This is a genomic window from Pseudomonas sp. Irchel s3h14 (genome assembly GCF_900187425.1).
GTDB lineage: Bacteria > Pseudomonadota > Gammaproteobacteria > Pseudomonadales > Pseudomonadaceae > Aquipseudomonas.
Genome location: NZ_FYDJ01000001.1, coordinates 515821 through 532344 on the forward strand (window position 1 = coordinate 515821; position 16524 = coordinate 532344).

Genomic DNA, 16524 nt, shown 5'->3' on the forward strand with positions numbered 1-16524 from the left:
TCAATCGCAGTCTGTTCTGCATCGAATATTTATTTGCCGAGGCGCCCTTTGGCGCGTCGCTACCGTGAGATAGCCGTCCTCCATGTTTGGTTCCAACGACGACAAGAAAGCCCCAGCTGCGGCTGGTGAGAAGAAAAGCCTGTTCGGATGGCTGCGCAAAAAGCCGCAGGAACCCGTCGTCGAACAGCCACAGCCACTTCCTGAGCCCACGCCTGCGCCGGTAATAGAAGAACAGCCCGCGCCGGTTGTCCTGCCGATCGCCGAGCCGGTGCTGCAAACGGCCATCGAGCCTGAGCCTGATGTTGTCGCCGAAGTCGTGACCCAGGTGCCATTGACGCCCATTGCCGAGCCATGGCTGACGTTGCCCGTGGCGGAAGAGCCGGTGGCATTGGTCGTAGATGAGCTGGCGCCGCACGTTACACCGCCGATTCCAGCGCCGACTGCCTTCGCTCCTGAGCCCGTTCAAGCGCCAGTGGTTGAGCCGGTTGTCGCGCCAGTGGTGGTGGCCGAGCCTGAACCGGTTGTTCTGGAACCTGTAGTGCCCGCTTTTGTTGCTCCGGCTGCTCCGGTTGTCCAAGCGCCGACTCCGGTAGCCGCTCCCGTCGCCCCTGTTGCCGCTGCACCTGTCGTTCCCGTCGAAGCGCCTGCCGAGCCTGTGCGTACAGAAGAAACCAAAGCCGGTTTCTTCGCCCGCCTGAAGCAAGGTTTGTCCAAGACCAGCGCCAGCATCGGCGAAGGCATGGCCAGCCTGTTCCTGGGCAAGAAGCTCATCGATGACGAGCTGCTCGAAGACATCGAAACCCGCCTGCTAACCGCCGACGTGGGCGTCGAGGCGACTTCGGTGATCATTCAGCGTCTGACCCAGAAGGTCGCTCGCAAAGAACTGGCCGATGCCGACGCGCTGTACAAGTCCCTGCAAGCGGAACTGGCGGCGATGCTCAAACCCGTCGAGCAACCGCTGAAAATCACTTCGCAGAACAAGCCGTTCGTGATTCTGGTCGTCGGCGTCAACGGCGCCGGCAAGACCACCACCATCGGCAAACTGGCGAAGAAGCTGCAGCTCGAAGGCAAGAAAGTCATGCTCGCGGCCGGCGATACCTTCCGCGCCGCCGCCGTCGAGCAATTGCAGGTCTGGGGCGAGCGCAACAAGATCCCGGTCATCGCTCAGCACACCGGCGCTGACTCGGCTTCGGTTATCTTCGACGCCGTGCAAGCCGCCAAGGCCCGTGGCATTGACGTGCTGATCGCCGACACCGCCGGTCGTTTGCACACCAAAGACAACTTGATGGAAGAGCTGAAGAAGGTTCGCCGGGTGATCAGCAAGCTCGACGCCGACGCGCCGCACGAGGTGCTGTTGGTGCTCGATGCCGGCACTGGCCAGAACGCGATCAGCCAGGCCAAACAATTCAACCAGACCGTCGAACTGACCGGCCTGGCGCTGACCAAGCTCGATGGCACCGCCAAAGGTGGGGTGATTTTCGCCCTCGCCAAGCAGTTTGGCTTGCCGATTCGCTACATCGGCGTCGGTGAAGGCATCGATGATTTGCGTACTTTTGAAGCAGAACCCTTTGTCCAGGCACTGTTTGCCGAGCGGGAGCGTTCATGATTCGTTTCGAACAGGTCGGTAAGCGCTACCCGAATGGTCATGTCGGCTTGCATGAGCTGAGCTTTCGAGTCCGTCGGGGCGAGTTTTTGTTTGTGACCGGCCACTCTGGCGCCGGTAAAAGCACCTTGTTGCGCCTGCTGCTGGCGATGGAGCGTCCGACCACCGGCAAATTGCTGCTGGCCGGGCAAGACCTGAGCACCATCAGCAATGCACAGATCCCGTACTTGCGGCGGCAGATAGGCGTGGTGTTCCAGAATCACCAGCTGTTGTTCGATCGCACGGTGTTCAACAACATCGCGCTGCCCTTGCAGATCCTTGGGCTGTCCAAGGCCGAGATCACCAAACGCGTGGATTCGGCCCTGGAGCGCGTGGCGCTCTCGGACAAGACCGATTTGTACCCTGGCGACCTGTCCACCGGTCAGCAGCAGCGCGTCGGCATCGCCCGCGCCATCGTTCACCGCCCGGCCTTGCTGCTGGCGGACGAACCGACCGGTAACCTCGATCCACGTCTGGCGGCAGAAATCATGGGCGTGTTCGAAGACATCAACCGTCTGGGCACCAGCGTGCTGATTGCCAGTCACGACCTGGCACTGATCGCCCGCATGCGCCACCGCATGCTGACCCTGCAACGCGGCCGATTGATCGGTGACGGGGAGGCCGGCGTATGAGTGCGACACGCAGCCCCAAGGTTTCCGAGCGCGTGGCTCCGAAGGCCGCCGATCAGCAACCGCAGAAGAAAAAACGCGACGATGATGACGGCCCGGATTTCGCCACACTGTTCCGTGCCTGGGTCGAGAGTCATCGCGCCAGCCTGCTCGATAGCTTGCGTCGTTTGGGCAAGCAGCCAATCGGTAGCTTCTTCACCTGCATGGTGATGGCGGTTGCCCTGAGTTTGCCCATGGGCCTGTCACTTTTGCTAAGTAACGTCGAGCGTCTCGGCGGTTCCTGGCAGCGTGCGGCGCAGATTTCCCTGTACCTGCAAATCGAGGCCAGCCCCGCTGAAGGCGAGTCGTTGCGCGAGCAGATCAAAGGCATGCCTGGGGTAGCTGATGCTGAATATGTCGGCCGCGATCAGGCGCTGGAAGAGTTCCAGCAGCAGTCAGGTCTGGGTGAGGCGCTTAAGGAACTGCCGGAAAACCCGCTGCCGGGCGTGGTTTTGGTGACGCCGAACGAGGTCGATAAGCCCGCGCTTGAAGCATTACGACAAAAACTTTCCGAGCTGCCGAAGGTACAACAGGCGCAACTTGATCTAGTCTGGGTCGAGCGTCTGGCAGCCATCCTCAAGCTGGGTGACCGTTTTGTCTTCGGTCTGACCGTGCTTCTGGTTTCTGCATTACTTTTGGTGATAGGCAATACCATTCGTCTTCATATTGAAAACCGCCGCACAGAGATAGAAGTGATTAAACTCGTCGGCGGCACTGACAGCTATGTGCGCAGGCCCTTTCTGTATATGGGCGCGCTTTATGGCTTCGGTGCGGGGATTCTTTCCTGGGGCGTATTGGCGTTCGGCCTTGATTGGCTGAACGACGCGGTGGTTGGGCTGGCCGGTCTGTATGGCAGTGATTTTGCGCTGGCCGGAGTGCCAGTTGCCGACGGTCTGTCTCTCTTGCTTGGCGCGGTGCTGTTGGGGTATATCGGTGCATGGATTGCAGTCGCACGCCACCTGCGGGAGCTTGCGCCAAAGTAATATCATTTTGCTCGTATTGACCTTTCAGCGTTTATGGGAACTTGTCTTTCGGTTTCCGGTCAATTTTCGCAGTGCTGAACTGCACGAGTTATGTAAGTCGGAGGTTTTTTCGTATGACCAATTCTTTGCAACCTGCATATGCTCTGGTCCCGGGTGCGAACCTGGAGGCCTATGTGCACACCGTGAACAGCATTCCATTGCTGACGCCGGAGCAGGAGCGTGAACTGGCCGAGAGTCTCTATTATGAGCAGGATTTGGGGGCGGCTCGGCAGATGGTGCTCGCCCACCTGCGTTTTGTTGTACATATCGCCCGTAGCTATTCCGGCTACGGTCTGGCTCAGGCTGACCTGATCCAGGAAGGCAACGTCGGCCTGATGAAGGCGGTGAAGCGCTTCAACCCGGAAATGGGTGTGCGCCTGGTTTCGTTCGCTGTGCACTGGATCAAGGCGGAAATTCACGAGTTCATTCTGCGCAACTGGCGCATTGTGAAAGTCGCGACCACCAAGGCCCAGCGCAAGCTGTTCTTCAACCTGCGCAGCCAGAAGAAACGTCTGGCGTGGCTGAACAACGAGGAAGTTCACCGTGTGGCGGAAAGCCTCGGTGTAGAGCCTCGGGAAGTGCGTGAGATGGAAAGTCGCCTGACCGGCCATGACATGGCCTTCGACCCGGCCGCGGAAGCGGACGACGACAGTGCTTTCCAATCGCCGGCCAACTATCTGGAAGACCACCGGTATGATCCGGCCCGTCAGCTGGAAGATGCCGACTGGAGCGACAACTCCAACCACAACCTGCACGAAGCGCTTGAAGTGCTGGACGACCGCAGTCGTGACATCCTCTACCAGCGCTGGCTGGCAGAAGAAAAAGCCACGCTGCACGACCTGGCGCAGAAGTACAACGTGTCGGCCGAGCGTATTCGTCAGCTCGAGAAGAGCGCGATGAACAAGCTCAAGTTGTCGATTGCCGCCTAACCGCAGCTCAGGCATAAAAAAACGCCCCGATCATTGATCGGGGCGTTTTTGTTTGTATCCAATATTTCCGCCATACCACAAACCCCTGTAGGAGCAAGGCTTGCCCGCGAAGGCGGTGTGTCATTCAGCAGTGATGTCGGCTGGCACACCGCCTTCGCGGGCAAGCCTTGCTCCTACAGAGTGCGTCGAGTTAGGGAGCCCAAGGTACGCGGCGTGAATCATTGATTCCTACAAGGTAGCTATCGCCACCGAGCTGACTCATCTGCTGTCGAATCCATCCCGCTCGCCGTGCGACGTAGTTAGTTGGATGACTGGCACTCCACACTCGTGGGTTAGGCAGCACCGCAGCCAGCAAACTGGCCTGCTGCCGGGACAGCGAGCGAGCGCCGACGCCAAAGTGATGTCTGGCGGCTGCTTCAGCGCCAAACACACCGTCATCCCACTCAACGCTGTTGAGGTACACCTCGAGAATTCGCTGCTTGGGCCAGAACACTTCGATCAGCCCGGTAAACCAGGCTTCCAGGCCTTTGCGCAACCAGCTGCGGCCGGACCACAGAAACAGATTCTTCGAGACCTGCTGGCTCAGGGTGCTGGCGCCGCGAATCGTTCCGCCGAGTTCGTTGTGGGCCAGTGCGGCCTGGATCGCGCCAAAGTCAAAGCCCCAATGCTCCGGGAATTTCTGATCTTCGCCGGCAATCACCGCGACTTTCAGGTCGTCAGAGATTTCATCCCAGGGTTTCCAGGTGCGTTGCAGGTCGATGGGCTCGCCGTCGAACCAGGATTCGACCTTGCGCTCGACCATCAGCGCGGTTCCCGGTGGCGGTACCACGCGAAAGATCAGCACCAGCAATACGCTGCCACCCGCGAACCAGAGCAGGGCCTTCGTGAATCGTCGCAAAAATAAACGCAGCATAGAGATGGCTTGGCCGAACCCGTTGAGCGGGCCATTATACAGACCCTGTGGATCGAGTCTGACTGGAGTTCTTCATGCTGCGTGGCTTTCTGATGCTGGCCGCTTTCTTCGGCTTCACCGGCGTTGCCCTTGGCGCGTTCGCCGCCCATGGCTTGAAAAGCCGTCTGACGCCCGAGTACCTGGCAATTTTCCACACCGGCGTGACCTATCAGTTGGTGCACACATTGGCCTTGCTGGGCGTTGCACTGCTGGCCACGCAGATTCCCGGTCGCCTGATCACCTGGGCGGGAGCATCGTTTGTCGTCGGCATCCTGCTGTTTTCCGGCAGTCTGTACCTGTTGACCATGACCGGCGTCAGCAAGCTTGGGATCATCACCCCCTTCGGCGGGCTGGCATTTCTAGTCGGCTGGTTGTGCCTGGGGCTTGCCGCCTGGCGGTTGAGCTGACCGGGTGGTCCATTTCATGACGAATGGCTTGGGTCGCCAAGACTGATCGGGCTAGAATGCCAGCCCCTAAAAATGATGGCGGCATTCGGCATGCGCATTCAGTTGAACGGCGAATCCCTTGAACTGCCCGACGGCGAAACCGTTGCGGCCCTGCTGACCCGTCTGGAACTGACCGGGCGCCGGGTGGCGGTCGAACTCAATCTGGATATCGTCCCGCGCAGCCAGCACGCCGACACCACGCTGAACGACGGCGATTCGGTCGAAGTCGTTCACGCTATCGGCGGCGGCTAGTCGTCCGGCCCGCAAGGGCACAGAATTCTGCAAGAACCTCACCCCTACAGAGGATTTCCCATGAGCATCGTTCGTAGCGACAAGCCCTTCGTCCTGGCCGGTCGTACTTACCAGTCGCGTTTGCTGGTAGGCACTGGCAAGTACCGCGACATGGAAGAAACCCGCCTGGCCATCGAAGCCTCGGGTGCCGAGATCGTCACCTTCGCCGTGCGCCGCACCAATCTCGGCCAGAACCCGGGCGAACCGAACCTGCTCGAAGTCCTGTCGCCGGATCGCTACACCTTCCTGCCTAACACTGCCGGTTGCTTCGACGCTATCGAGGCTGTGCGCACCTGCCGCCTGGCCCGTGAGCTGCTCGGCGGCCACAACCTGGTGAAGCTGGAAGTGCTGGCGGATCAGAAAACCCTGTTCCCCAACGTGATCGAAACCCTCAAGGCCGCCGAAGTGCTGGTCAAGGAAGGCTTCGACGTGATGGTTTACACCAGCGATGATCCGATCATCGCCCGTCAACTGGCGGAAATCGGCTGCATCGCGGTGATGCCGCTGGCCGGTCTGATCGGCACGGGCCTGGGGATCTGCAACCCGTACAACCTGCAGATCATCCTCGAAGAAGCCAAGATTCCTGTGCTGGTGGATGCCGGTGTCGGTACCGCCTCCGACGCCACCATCGCCATGGAACTGGGTTGCGAAGCGGTGCTGATGAACTCGGCCATCGCCCACGCCCAGCAGCCGATCATGATGGCTGAAGCCATGAAACACGCCATCGTGGCAGGTCGCTTGGCCTACCTCGCCGGCCGCATGCCGAAAAAACTCTATGCCAGCGCCTCCTCGCCGCTGGATGGTCTGATCAAGTAAGAGCCATTGATGACTGAATCAAACGAAACGCCTATCCAGCCGGAAGAAGGCGAAGAGCGCCAACACCGCCGCATCAAGAGTTTCGTGATGCGCGCCGGGCGCATGACTGAAGGCCAGCAAAAAGGTCTGGAGCAGGGCACGCCGCTGTTCGTGTTGCCTCTGGCCGATGCGCCGGTGGACTTCGATCAGGTGTTCGGTCGTTCGGCACCGCGCTCGCTGGAAATCGGTTTTGGCATGGGCCATTCGCTGCTGGAAATGGCCGCGGCCTCGCCGGAGCAGGATTTCATCGGCGTGGAAGTGCACCGTCCGGGTGTTGGTGCGCTGCTCAATGGCGTGCTGACTCAGGGCCTGACTAACCTGCGGGTCTACGATTGCGATGCGATCGAAGTTCTCAACCGCTGCGTGGCCGACAACAGCCTCGATCGCCTGATGCTGTTTTTCCCGGACCCATGGCACAAGAGCCGCCACCACAAGCGTCGCATCGTTCAGGCGTCGTTCGCTGAACTGGTGCGCAGCAAGTTGAAGGTCGGCGGTGTGCTGCACATGGCCACCGACTGGGAACCGTACGCCGAGTACATGCTGGAAGTGATGAACGTCGCGCCGGGTTATCGCAACCTGGCCGAAGACGGCAACTGCGTCCCGCGCCCGACCGAACGCCCGATCACCAAGTTCGAACGCCGCGGCGAACGTCTTGGACATGGCGTGTGGGACCTGAAGTTCGAAAAACAGTCTTAAGCCGTTACGCAATACCAAATGTGGGAGCGGGCTTGCTCGCGAAGGCGTCGTATCAGTCAACATCACTGTTGAATGATCTACCGCTTTCGCGAGCAAGCCCGCTCCCACATTTGTTTTGTGTTGTGGTTGGAGTCAGCGGCGGTCGGCTACGACGCCAATCAACACCAGCACCACCAACAACACCGGCGCCAGGCTGTAGTTGTTGAACTGGCTCAGGCCTTTGATGATCCACGGCGTGGCGTAAATCAGCGCGACGCCGCTGCCGATCATGCACAGCAGGGCCATCAGCGGGACGCGCAAGGCGCCGGCGATGCTGCCCAAACGTTGGTCGACCCAGCCTTTGATATCGGCGCCAAACAACACCAGCAGGCAGCCCACCAGTGCCAGAGCGATTTCAGACAGGTTGCTACGGCTCCAGCGGGACGCGGTGGCGAGCAGGTCGAGTATCAAATCCATTCGTTTTCCCTTAAGGCTGAAATCAGCTCAAAAATGTCTGCAGCAAGTCATTGAGGAAGAGTTGTCCGCGCTCGGTGGCCGCCAGACGTGACGGTTCGACCTGCAACAAGCCGCTTTGTTCGGCTTCGCGGCGGTGTTCGGCGAGGCTTTCCAGGGTCATCCCGGTGCGTTCCGGATACAGCCGCGATTCCACGCCCTCGGTCAGGCGTAGCGCGTTCATCAGGAACTCGAACGGCATCTCATCATTGGTCAGCGCTTTCTCGCCGGCCTTGAAGCTTTTGGCCGGGTTGAGGTAGTCCTTCGGCAGACGGGTCTTCCAGGTACGGACGATGCGCCCGTCCGGGTGGCTGAGTTTGCCGTGAGCCCCGGCGCCGATGCCGATGAAGTCGCCGAAACACCAGTAATTCAGGTTATGCCGCGCCGGACGGCCGGGCTGGGCATACGCCGAGACTTCGTATTGCGCGTAACCGTGCTCGGCCAACAGCGCCTGCCCGGCCTCCTGAATGTCCCACAATGTGTCGTCTTCCGGCAGCGTCGGCGGCTGGTTCCAGAACACCGTGTTCGGCTCCAGGGTCAGCTGATACCAGGACAAATGGGTCGGCTTCAGGGCGATGGCCTGGCGCAGGTCGCTCAGGGCGTCGTCCAGGGACTGATCGGGTAAACCGTGCATCAGGTCCAGATTGAAGTTGTCGAACCCGGCCTGACGGGCCATGCCGGCGGCACGTACCGCTTCGTCACCGTTGTGAATCCGCCCCAGCGCCTTGAGTTTCTCTTCCTGAAAGCTCTGGATGCCGATCGACAGGCGATTGATGCCCAGCGTCCGGTAGGCGACGAACTTCTCTTGCTCGAACGTCCCCGGATTGGCTTCCAGGGTAATTTCGATGTCGCTGGCAAACGGGATGCGTTGCTCGACGCCTTTGAGCAAACGGCCCAGGGCTTCAGCGCTGAACAGACTCGGCGTGCCGCCCCCAAAGAAGATCGAACTCAGCTCTCGGCCGTAAACCGCATGCAGGTCCTGATCGAGGTCGGCCAGCAGCGCGTCCACATACTCTTCTTCCGGCAACACCGGGCTGGCGGTGTGGGAATTGAAGTCGCAATAAGGGCATTTGCGCACACACCACGGGATGTGGATGTACAACGCCAGGGGCGGCAGTACCGGCAGGGCGGCCCGAGGCGATTGGGCATCGCCGCCGAAGATCAGCGGCGATGCGGATGAGTCATGGATCATTTCAGGCCCAGACGCTGGCGCAGCAGATCCATTGCACGGGCGCGGTGGCTGATGAGGTTCTTGTCGCTCGGGCTCAACTCGGCACTGGAGCAATCGCGCTCCGGCACCCAGAACAGCGGATCGTAACCGAAACCGTGTTCGCCGCTGGCTTCCGGCAGGATGCGCCCGTGCCACAGGCCTTCGCAGATAATCGGCAACGGATCGTCGGCATGACGCACCAGCGCCAGCACGCAAACGAACTGCGCACTGCGCTCGGCTTCCGGCACGTCTTTCAATACGTCGAGCAGCTTGGCGTTGTTCGCCGCATCGCCCTGACCGTCGGCATAACGAGCCGAGTAGATACCCGGCGCACCGCCGAGGAAATCCACTGCCAACCCCGAATCGTCGGCCAGCGCCGGCAGGCCGGAGATGCGCGCGGCATTGCGGGCCTTGAGGATGGCGTTTTCGACGAACGACAGGCCGGTTTCTTCAGGTTCGACGCTGCTGAACTCGCCGATCGAGCGCAGTTGCACCGATTCGCCGAGCATGGCCTGAAGTTCCTTGAGTTTGCCGGCGTTGTGGCTGGCCAGTACGAGTTGCGTGAAGTTGATCATTCGCCGGGGAAGAGCTCTTGGTTGAAATTGATGGTGTTGATTTTATCGCCGTTCTGCACCTTGATGTCGAAGGTCCGGATTTCCTGCTGATCGACCGGGAACTGGGCGATGTAGTAGATCGCGCCTTGTTCGGTGATCTGTTTGAACTTCAACGGTACGATCTGGCTGGTGAGGTCTTTCACCGATCCGCTGACTTCAGCGGTCAGTGGCTTGCCATCCTTGAGCACGGAGACGTTTATCACACCCTGGTTCTTGCTCCGCGTCAGCCCGGCCGCTTTGGCGATGTCGGGTGTCAGGAAGGTGGAGTTGAAGGTGTTGTAGTGCACCGTTACATCGCCAAAGGTTTCCTTGCGCTCGCCTTTGATGACATCGGCGGCCATGGCGGTGACGCTCAGGCAGGCAGTGAGTAAAAACAGCGCTAGACGACCCATGTTCGTTCTCCTTGGAATGTCGTGGTTCAGACAGCGACCTTGTGATCCTGCAGCCCGGGGCTGCTGACACGGTAAATACCGATCTCACCTAACAGATTAGGCCATAGCTTACTGGCCCACCCGTGCCGATGCTGTTGATCCACGGCAAGCCGATCAATGACCCTGGCTTCACGTTCGCGACATAACGCTTCAAAGTCTTCGAAGGTGCAAAAGTGGATGTTCGGCGTGTTGTACCAGGTGTACGGCAGAAAATCGGACACCGGCATCCGGCCCTTGCTCGCCAGGTACCAGCGGCAGCGCCAGTGACCGAAGTTGGGGAAGGTGATGATGCACTGGCGACCGACGCGCAGCATTTCGTCGAGGATCTTGTCCGGGTAGTGCACGGCTTGCAGCGCCTGGGTCATGACCACGACGTCGAAGCTGTTGCTGGCGAAGTTGCCCAGGCCCTTGTCCAGGTCCTGCTCAATCACGTTGATGCCCTTGGCCACGCACTCGGCGATGTTGTCCGGGTCGTTTTCCAGGCCATAGCCGGTGACTTGCTTGTTATCGCGCAGCCAGGTCAGCAATTCGCCATCGCCGCAACCGAGGTCGAGCACGCGGCTGCCGGCGGGGATCCATTCCTGGATGATTTCCAGATCAGCTCTCATGGCTTTCTCACAACGTAATGCGGTTCATGTAATTGCTGAATGCCTGCAAGTAGCGCAGGATCGGAATCAGGAAGGCGTCGTGGCCTTGCGGAGCGTCGATCTCGAGGTAGCAGACGTCTTTCTTGGCCGCCATCAGCGCGTCCACCAGTTCCCGCGAGCGGGCAGGGGAGAAGCGCCAGTCGGTGGTGAAGGACATCACGCAGAACTTCGCTTGGGCGTTGGCGAAGGTTTTCGCCAGGTCATCGTCGAAGTTCGCCGCCGGATCGAAGTAGTCCAGCGCCTTGGTCATCAGCAAGTACGTGTTGGCATCGAAGCGCCCGGAGAACTCTTCGCCCTGATAACGCAGGTAGCTTTCGACCTGGAACTCGACGCTGTGGAAGTCGTAGTTGAGCTTTTCGCTCTTCAGGCCCCGGCCGAATTTCTCGCCCATGGAGTCGTCGGAAAGGTACGTGATGTGCCCGACCATCCGCGCCAGCATCAAGCCACGCTTGGGGATCACGCCCGCTTCCTGGAACGAACCGCCGTGGAACTCGGGGTCGGTCAGGATCGCCTGGCGCGCCACTTCGTTGAAGGCAATGTTCTGCGCCGACAGCTTGGGGGCCGAGGCGATGGCCAGGCAGTGGCGAATGCGATCCGGGTAGGTGATGCTCCACTGCATCGCCTGCATGCCACCGAGACTGCCGCCAATCACGGCGGCCCATTGGCCGATGCCGAGCAGGTCAGCCAAGCGCGCCTGGCTGTGAACCCAGTCTTCCACGGTCAACACCGGGAAATCGGCGCCGAAGGGCTTGCCGGTTTCCGGATTGACGCTGCTCGGGCCGGTGGAACCGTTGCAACCGCCGAGGTTGTTCAGGCTGACCACGAAGAATTTGTTGGTGTCGATCGGTTTGCCAGGCCCGATGCAGCTGTCCCACCAACCGGGTTTGCGGTCGTCGGGGCTGTGGAAGCCGGCAGCGTGATGGTGACCCGACAAGGCGTGGCAGATCAGCACGGCGTTGCTCGCCGCGGCGTTCAGCGTGCCGTAGGTTTCGTAGATCAGGTCATAAGCTGGGAGCGAACGGCCGCAGGCCAAGGCCAGGGGTTCACTGAAGTGCGCCACTTGCGGCGTCACCAGACCAACAGAATCGGGGGGAAAGGCAGCTGGCATCGACCCTGCTCTCGTTGAAATGAGGCGTAAGTCTAAAGACCGCTGACCCTAGCAGCAAGCTAACTTCCCTGTCGCTAACGATCGTTCCCACGCTCTGCGTGGGAATGCCTCACTGGACGCTCCGCGTCCGCTTCGGCAGGGACGCGGAGCGTCCCGGGCTGCATTCCCACGCGGAGCGTGGGAACGATCAGGGTGGGGTCAAGTCAGGTAACTCCGGCAGCTTCTTCGGCGAACAAATGCGAACGCGTTTCTGCCGATTCAACTCGCCGCTGATCAAGCTCACCTGACTCTTGGACACCCCAAACGCCTTGGCCAAAAACGCTTTCAAATACGCATTGGCCTTGCCTTCAACCGGCGGTGCCGTCAGGCGAATCTTCAATCGATCACCATGCAGCCCGCAGAATTCATCGCTGCGGGCCGCCGGTTGCAGGTGACATTCCAGAATCAGGTCGTCACCGTCCCAGCGAAAGTAGCTCACCGGGTCAGATCAGCAGACGCAGGATTTCCGGCATCATCGTCATGGCGGCGAGGTTGTTGATCACCAGCATGTCGATCAGCTTGAGTGCCATGAACGCCAGGATCGGCGAGATATCCAGGCCGCCGAGGTTCGGCAGGATCTTGCGGAACGGCGCCAGGGCTGGTTCGCAGATCTGGTTCACCAACTCGGCGCCAGGGTTATGGCTGCCCGGTGCGACCCAGGACAGGATCACGCTGATGATCAGGGCAAAGAAGAAAATCTTCAGGAACAGCGCGGTCACGCCGATCAGCGACCAGATCAGCAATTGCAGCGGGTTACCGATGGTGCCGTAAGTCAGCAGCAGGGTCAGGGCCATCAGCGCCAGTTGCACGAGGATCGCCAGCACCAGCGAGGACATGTCCAGGCCGAACATGCTCGGGATGATCCGACGCAACGGCTTGAGCAGCGGCTGGGTGGCTTTCACGGCGAACTGGCAGAGCGGGTTGTAGAAGTTTGCGCGTACCAGTTGCAGCACAAAGCGCAGCAACACGATCAGCAGGTACAGGCTGCCGAGGGTTTGCAGCACGTAGACCGCTGCAGTGTTCAATCCAATCATGTAAGGCTCCTTATTGACCCAATTGTTCGGCCATCTCGGCCGAGCGGTGCGCAGCGGCGCCGAGTGCTTTTTCTACCAGGGCTTCGAAGCCGCCGGCCTGGAACGACTTGATCGCCGCTTCCGTCGTGCCCGCAGGCGAGGTCACGCGGCGACGCAGTTCCGCAGCGTCGACGTCACTGGCCACGGCCATGTGAGCAGCGCCCAAAGCGGTTTGCAGGGTCAGTTGTGCAGCGATGTCTGCTGGCAGACCGAGCTTCACGCCAGCGGCGGTCATGGCTTCGATCAGCAGGAAGAAGTACGCAGGGCCCGAGCCGGAGACGGCGGTGACCGCGTCCAGTTGTTGCTCTTCATCCAGCCACAGTGCGATGCCGACGGCGGACAGCAGTTCTTGCGCCTGTTTACGTTGCTCGGTGCTCACTTCAGCGGTGGCGAACAAACCACTCACGCCCTGGCGCAGCAGCGCCGGGGTGTTGGGCATGCAACGCACGATCGGTTGGGCGCCGAGCCAGTTGTTCATGCTGGCGCAGGTGATGCCGGCCGCAATCGAGACCACCAGTTGATTCGGCTTGAGGCTTGGGCGAAGCGCTTCGCAGACGGCTTTCATCGCTTGGGGTTTGACCGCCAGCACGATCACGTCCACGCCCTGAATGGCGTCGGCGTTGTCGGCGAACACCTCGATACCGTGTTCAGCGTTCACGCGAGCGCGGGTTTCGGCGCCCGGATCGCTGGCGCGGATCTGCGCGGCGTCCAGACCTTTGGCGCGCAGGCCGCCGATCAGGCTGGCGGCCATGTTGCCGGCTCCGATAAAGGCAATACGAGTCTTGCTCATGTCAGGTCCTTATAAAGAGAGGAGTCAGCCATTTTTCAAGGCTGACCATAGTCGCGGGCGCCAAACAGGGCCGTACCGATACGGACCCAAGTGGCGCCCATGGCGATGGCCGACTCGAGGTCGTGGCTCATGCCCATGGAAAGTGTGTCGAGCGGCAGGTTCAGGCTGGCTTGCAGGCGCTGCACGGCAGCAAAAGCGGCATCCTGAGCAGCGCGATCTTCAGTCGGCTCGGGGATTGCCATCAGCCCACGCAGCTTGATGCGCGGCAGTTCGCTGATGGCATTGGCCAGCGCCGGAAGATCAGCCGGGGTGCAGCCGGACTTGCTGGCTTCACCGCTGACGTTGACCTGGATGCAAATGTTCAGTGGCGGCAAATCGGCAGGACGTTGTTCGGACAGGCGTTGTGCGATTTTCAAACGATCCACGGAATGCACCCAGGCGAAGTGCTCGGCGATAGCGCGAGTCTTGTTCGATTGAATGGGGCCGATGAAGTGCCAGATCAAGGGCAGGTCGGCCAATTCGAGCTGTTTGCTCAGGGCTTCCTGCAGGTAGTTCTCGCCAAAGTCGCGGAGGCCGGCGGCGTACGCTTCGCGCAGGGCCTCGGCCGGCTTGGTCTTGCTCACGGCCAGCAACTGGACGCTGTCTGTGTCGCGTTTTGCGGCGACGGCAGCGGCGTGGATGCGTGAACTAACCTGAGCAATGTTGTCTGCTATCGTGGACATCAAGAGGCGCCGGCGGCTGAAGGTTCGCGGCATTCTACTGGAATTGAGGAACGCTATGGATATCACTGAGCTGCTGGCTTTCAGCGCGAAACAGGGCGCGTCCGACTTGCATCTGTCTGCCGGCCTGCCACCGATGATTCGGGTCGACGGCGATGTGCGGCGCATCAACCTGCCGGCCCTGGACCACAAACAGGTGCAGGCGCTGATCTACGACATCATGAACGACACGCAGCGGGTGGACTTCGAGAAGCACCTGGAAACCGACTTCTCCTTTGACGTGCCCGGCGTGGCGCGTTTTCGGGTTAACGCGTTCAACCACAATCGCGGCGCTGGCGCGGTGTTCCGGACCATTCCGTCCAAGGTCCTGAGCATGGACGACCTCGGTATGGGGGAAGTGTTTCGCAAGATTACCGAAGCGCCGCGAGGGCTGGTGCTGGTGACCGGTCCGACCGGTTCCGGCAAATCCACCACCCTGGCAGCGATGATCGATCACCTGAACACCCATCGCCATCAGCACATCCTCACCATCGAAGACCCGATCGAGTTCGTCCACGAGTCGCGCAAATGCTTGATCAACCAGCGTGAAGTCCATCGTGATACGCGCAGCTTCGCCACGGCTCTACGCTCGGCCCTGCGAGAGGACCCGGACGTGATTCTGGTGGGGGAGATGCGGGATCTGGAGACCATTCGACTGGCGTTGACCGCCGCCGAAACCGGTCATCTGGTGTTTGGCACGCTGCACACGACATCGGCGGCGAAAACCATTGACCGGGTGGTGGACGTGTTTCCGGGGGACGAGAAATCGATGGTCCGTTCGATGCTGTCCGAGTCGTTGCTGGCGGTGGTATCGCAGACGTTGGTCAAGAAGATCGGCGGCGGGCGGATCGCGGCCCACGAAATCATGCTCGGCACGTCAGCGATCCGTAACCTGATCCGCGAAGACAAGGTGGCGCAGATGTACTCGTCGATTCAGACCGGGGGAAACCTGGGGATGCAGACGCTGGATATGTGCTTGAAGGAGCTGGTGAGCAAGGGATTGATCAGCCGCGAGCATGCGCGGGAGAAGGCGCGCACGCCGGATGGTTTTTGAGGGGGAGTCGATCGTTCCCACGCTCTGCGTGGGAATGCCTCAATGGACGCTCTGCGTCCGCTTCGGCAGGGACGCGGAGCGTCCTGGGCTGCATTCCCACGCAGAGCGTGGGAACGATCAGGTTAGCGCTGAACAACCTGCAGGGTGTTCTTCTCTTTCGGCATAACCCGCTTGGCAACCACGTAGTGGCTTTCCCAGTAGGGTTTCTTCAGCGTATCGATGGTCACCGACTTGCCACGACGTGGTGCGTGGATGAAGCGGTCGTTGCCCAGGTAGATGGCAACGTGATTGACCCGACGGCTCTTGATGTTGAAGAAAATCAGGTCGCCAGGCTTCAGATCCTTGCGATCGACTTTCTCCCCATGACCGCTGGCCATGGCGTTGGAAGTGCGCGGCAGGTCAAAGGTGGCGTCGTTAAACGCGTATTTCACCAGGCCACTGCAGTCGAACCCTTTACTTGGGCTGCTGCCGCCCCAACGGTACGGAGTACCCAGGACGTTTACGGCACGGCTCAGCACGTCGCTGCTTTCCTTGCTCGCCATTGGCGGTACAAGGCTGCTTTTGCTGCTGCTCAACTGGGGAGCGCGTTTTACGGTCTGTTTGTTTTTGCTCGAAGGAGCAGAAACATGGGATTTTTGGGTGTAACCATTAACGTTAGGAAGACGTTGCTCACGATTGGTGGCGTGGGCGGCCAGTGGCATCAAAAGGCAAATGGTTAGCCATGTCTTGAAAAATGGACGCATTAGGCAGGGCTCATATAAGTTAGCGCGCAACTTTATAACAGCTTTTTTGGCCCTTCCGAGGCCG

21 protein-coding genes are annotated in these 16524 nt (G+C 60.3%); 9 read left to right on the top strand and 12 right to left on the bottom strand.

Annotated features, from left to right (window positions below):
* The first annotated feature begins 82 nt into the window (after positions 1-82).
* From ftsY to rpoH, 4 genes are all read left to right on the top strand, one after another.
* Complete coding sequence (gene ftsY, locus CKW16_RS02480; protein ID WP_095127072.1) at positions 83-1606, top strand: signal recognition particle-docking protein FtsY; 1524 nt, start codon at positions 83-85, stop codon at positions 1604-1606.
* The gene (gene ftsE / locus CKW16_RS02485; protein ID WP_056738938.1) at positions 1603-2274 is read left to right on the top strand and encodes a cell division ATP-binding protein FtsE; all 672 of its coding nucleotides are present in this window, start codon (positions 1603-1605) and stop codon (positions 2272-2274) included. Before ftsY ends, ftsE begins: the two co-directional genes overlap by 4 nt.
* Positions 2271-3293, top strand: a complete 1023-nt coding sequence (ftsX, locus tag CKW16_RS02490) for a permease-like cell division protein FtsX (protein WP_008152652.1) — start codon at positions 2271-2273, stop codon at positions 3291-3293. Before ftsE ends, ftsX begins: the two co-directional genes overlap by 4 nt.
* Positions 3294-3406: 113 nt before the next feature.
* Positions 3407-4261 (top strand): RNA polymerase sigma factor RpoH, encoded by an 855-nt coding sequence (gene rpoH, locus CKW16_RS02495; RefSeq protein ID WP_007897890.1) that lies wholly within the window; start codon positions 3407-3409, stop codon positions 4259-4261.
* Between the two features lie 190 nt (positions 4262-4451).
* On the opposite strand, the gene mtgA is transcribed toward rpoH, so the two are convergent.
* Positions 4452-5174 carry a monofunctional biosynthetic peptidoglycan transglycosylase gene (gene mtgA / locus CKW16_RS02500; RefSeq protein ID WP_095127073.1) on the bottom strand — a complete coding sequence of 241 codons (723 nt, stop codon included), beginning with the start codon at positions 5172-5174 and terminating at the stop codon, positions 4452-4454.
* A 74-nt stretch (positions 5175-5248) separates the two neighbouring features.
* On the opposite strand from mtgA, the gene CKW16_RS02505 reads away from it, so the two are divergent.
* The 4 genes from CKW16_RS02505 (at position 5249) to trmB (ending at position 7501) form a co-directional block, all read left to right on the top strand.
* The gene (locus tag CKW16_RS02505) at positions 5249-5620 is read left to right on the top strand and encodes a DUF423 domain-containing protein (protein WP_074871674.1); all 372 of its coding nucleotides are present in this window, start codon (positions 5249-5251) and stop codon (positions 5618-5620) included.
* 90 nt (positions 5621-5710) lie between these two features.
* Positions 5711-5911 carry a sulfur carrier protein ThiS gene (thiS, locus tag CKW16_RS02510; protein WP_008026157.1) on the top strand — a complete coding sequence of 67 codons (201 nt, stop codon included), beginning with the start codon at positions 5711-5713 and terminating at the stop codon, positions 5909-5911.
* A 60-nt stretch (positions 5912-5971) separates the two neighbouring features.
* Complete coding sequence (locus CKW16_RS02515) at positions 5972-6766, top strand: thiazole synthase (RefSeq protein WP_095127074.1); 795 nt, start codon at positions 5972-5974, stop codon at positions 6764-6766.
* 9 nt (positions 6767-6775) lie between these two features.
* Positions 6776-7501 carry a tRNA (guanosine(46)-N7)-methyltransferase TrmB gene (gene trmB / locus CKW16_RS02520; protein WP_095127075.1) on the top strand — a complete coding sequence of 242 codons (726 nt, stop codon included), beginning with the start codon at positions 6776-6778 and terminating at the stop codon, positions 7499-7501.
* 132 nt (positions 7502-7633) lie between these two features.
* Here trmB and CKW16_RS02525 read toward each other — a convergent pair whose 3' ends face one another.
* The 10 genes from CKW16_RS02525 to CKW16_RS02570 form a co-directional block, all read right to left on the bottom strand.
* Positions 7634-7957: a DUF3392 domain-containing protein gene (locus tag CKW16_RS02525; protein WP_046045220.1), complete on the bottom strand. Its 324-nt coding sequence runs from the start codon at positions 7955-7957 to the stop codon at positions 7634-7636.
* Between the two features lie 22 nt (positions 7958-7979).
* The gene (gene hemW / locus CKW16_RS02530) at positions 7980-9185 is read right to left on the bottom strand and encodes a radical SAM family heme chaperone HemW (RefSeq protein ID WP_095127076.1); all 1206 of its coding nucleotides are present in this window, start codon (positions 9183-9185) and stop codon (positions 7980-7982) included.
* Positions 9182-9778: an RdgB/HAM1 family non-canonical purine NTP pyrophosphatase gene (gene rdgB / locus CKW16_RS02535; RefSeq protein ID WP_095127077.1), complete on the bottom strand. Its 597-nt coding sequence runs from the start codon at positions 9776-9778 to the stop codon at positions 9182-9184. Before rdgB ends, hemW begins: the two co-directional genes overlap by 4 nt.
* Positions 9775-10209, bottom strand: a complete 435-nt coding sequence (locus CKW16_RS02540) for a DUF4426 domain-containing protein (RefSeq protein WP_095127078.1) — start codon at positions 10207-10209, stop codon at positions 9775-9777. The genes rdgB and CKW16_RS02540 overlap by 4 nt, the downstream gene beginning before the upstream one ends.
* Positions 10210-10235: 26 nt before the next feature.
* Positions 10236-10856: a methionine biosynthesis protein MetW gene (gene metW, locus CKW16_RS02545; protein ID WP_008152632.1), complete on the bottom strand. Its 621-nt coding sequence runs from the start codon at positions 10854-10856 to the stop codon at positions 10236-10238.
* 7 nt (positions 10857-10863) lie between these two features.
* Positions 10864-12003 carry a homoserine O-acetyltransferase gene (locus tag CKW16_RS02550; protein WP_095127079.1) on the bottom strand — a complete coding sequence of 380 codons (1140 nt, stop codon included), beginning with the start codon at positions 12001-12003 and terminating at the stop codon, positions 10864-10866.
* Positions 12004-12190: 187 nt separating this feature from the next.
* Positions 12191-12481, bottom strand: a complete 291-nt coding sequence (locus tag CKW16_RS02555; RefSeq protein ID WP_095127080.1) for a DUF167 domain-containing protein — start codon at positions 12479-12481, stop codon at positions 12191-12193.
* Positions 12482-12485: 4 nt separating this feature from the next.
* Entirely contained in the window at positions 12486-13076 is a 591-nt protein-coding gene (locus CKW16_RS02560) for a YggT family protein (RefSeq protein WP_095127081.1), read from the bottom strand.
* Positions 13077-13086: 10 nt separating this feature from the next.
* Entirely contained in the window at positions 13087-13905 is an 819-nt protein-coding gene (gene proC, locus CKW16_RS02565; RefSeq protein WP_095127082.1) for a pyrroline-5-carboxylate reductase, read from the bottom strand.
* 35 nt (positions 13906-13940) lie between these two features.
* Complete coding sequence (locus CKW16_RS02570; RefSeq protein WP_095127083.1) at positions 13941-14627, bottom strand: YggS family pyridoxal phosphate-dependent enzyme; 687 nt, start codon at positions 14625-14627, stop codon at positions 13941-13943.
* 55 nt (positions 14628-14682) lie between these two features.
* On the opposite strand from CKW16_RS02570, the gene CKW16_RS02575 reads away from it, so the two are divergent.
* Entirely contained in the window at positions 14683-15717 is a 1035-nt protein-coding gene (locus CKW16_RS02575; protein WP_095127084.1) for a type IV pilus twitching motility protein PilT, read from the top strand.
* A gap of 122 nt (positions 15718-15839) precedes the next feature.
* Here CKW16_RS02575 and CKW16_RS02580 read toward each other — a convergent pair whose 3' ends face one another.
* Complete coding sequence (locus CKW16_RS02580) at positions 15840-16460, bottom strand: C40 family peptidase (RefSeq protein ID WP_095127085.1); 621 nt, start codon at positions 16458-16460, stop codon at positions 15840-15842.
* Positions 16461-16524: the final 64 nt, after the last annotated feature.

Coding starts and splice junctions, on each gene's coding strand:
- hemW (WP_095127076.1), bottom strand. CDS start 9,185: ATGATCCATGACTCATCCGCATCGCCGCTGATCTTCGGCGGCGATGCC.
- ftsY (WP_095127072.1), top strand. CDS start 83: ATGTTTGGTTCCAACGACGACAAGAAAGCCCCAGCTGCGGCTGGTGAG.
- thiS (WP_008026157.1), top strand. CDS start 5,711: ATGCGCATTCAGTTGAACGGCGAATCCCTTGAACTGCCCGACGGCGAA.
- CKW16_RS02525 (WP_046045220.1), bottom strand. CDS start 7,957: ATGGATTTGATACTCGACCTGCTCGCCACCGCGTCCCGCTGGAGCCGT.
- CKW16_RS02505 (WP_074871674.1), top strand. CDS start 5,249: ATGCTGCGTGGCTTTCTGATGCTGGCCGCTTTCTTCGGCTTCACCGGC.
- CKW16_RS02575 (WP_095127084.1), top strand. CDS start 14,683: ATGGATATCACTGAGCTGCTGGCTTTCAGCGCGAAACAGGGCGCGTCC.
- proC (WP_095127082.1), bottom strand. CDS start 13,905: ATGAGCAAGACTCGTATTGCCTTTATCGGAGCCGGCAACATGGCCGCC.
- trmB (WP_095127075.1), top strand. CDS start 6,776: ATGACTGAATCAAACGAAACGCCTATCCAGCCGGAAGAAGGCGAAGAG.
- ftsE (WP_056738938.1), top strand. CDS start 1,603: ATGATTCGTTTCGAACAGGTCGGTAAGCGCTACCCGAATGGTCATGTC.
- metW (WP_008152632.1), bottom strand. CDS start 10,856: ATGAGAGCTGATCTGGAAATCATCCAGGAATGGATCCCCGCCGGCAGC.
- CKW16_RS02560 (WP_095127081.1), bottom strand. CDS start 13,076: ATGATTGGATTGAACACTGCAGCGGTCTACGTGCTGCAAACCCTCGGC.
- CKW16_RS02540 (WP_095127078.1), bottom strand. CDS start 10,209: ATGGGTCGTCTAGCGCTGTTTTTACTCACTGCCTGCCTGAGCGTCACC.
- ftsX (WP_008152652.1), top strand. CDS start 2,271: ATGAGTGCGACACGCAGCCCCAAGGTTTCCGAGCGCGTGGCTCCGAAG.
- mtgA (WP_095127073.1), bottom strand. CDS start 5,174: ATGCTGCGTTTATTTTTGCGACGATTCACGAAGGCCCTGCTCTGGTTC.
- CKW16_RS02580 (WP_095127085.1), bottom strand. CDS start 16,460: ATGCGTCCATTTTTCAAGACATGGCTAACCATTTGCCTTTTGATGCCA.
- rdgB (WP_095127077.1), bottom strand. CDS start 9,778: ATGATCAACTTCACGCAACTCGTACTGGCCAGCCACAACGCCGGCAAA.
- CKW16_RS02570 (WP_095127083.1), bottom strand. CDS start 14,627: ATGTCCACGATAGCAGACAACATTGCTCAGGTTAGTTCACGCATCCAC.
- CKW16_RS02550 (WP_095127079.1), bottom strand. CDS start 12,003: ATGCCAGCTGCCTTTCCCCCCGATTCTGTTGGTCTGGTGACGCCGCAA.
- CKW16_RS02515 (WP_095127074.1), top strand. CDS start 5,972: ATGAGCATCGTTCGTAGCGACAAGCCCTTCGTCCTGGCCGGTCGTACT.
- rpoH (WP_007897890.1), top strand. CDS start 3,407: ATGACCAATTCTTTGCAACCTGCATATGCTCTGGTCCCGGGTGCGAAC.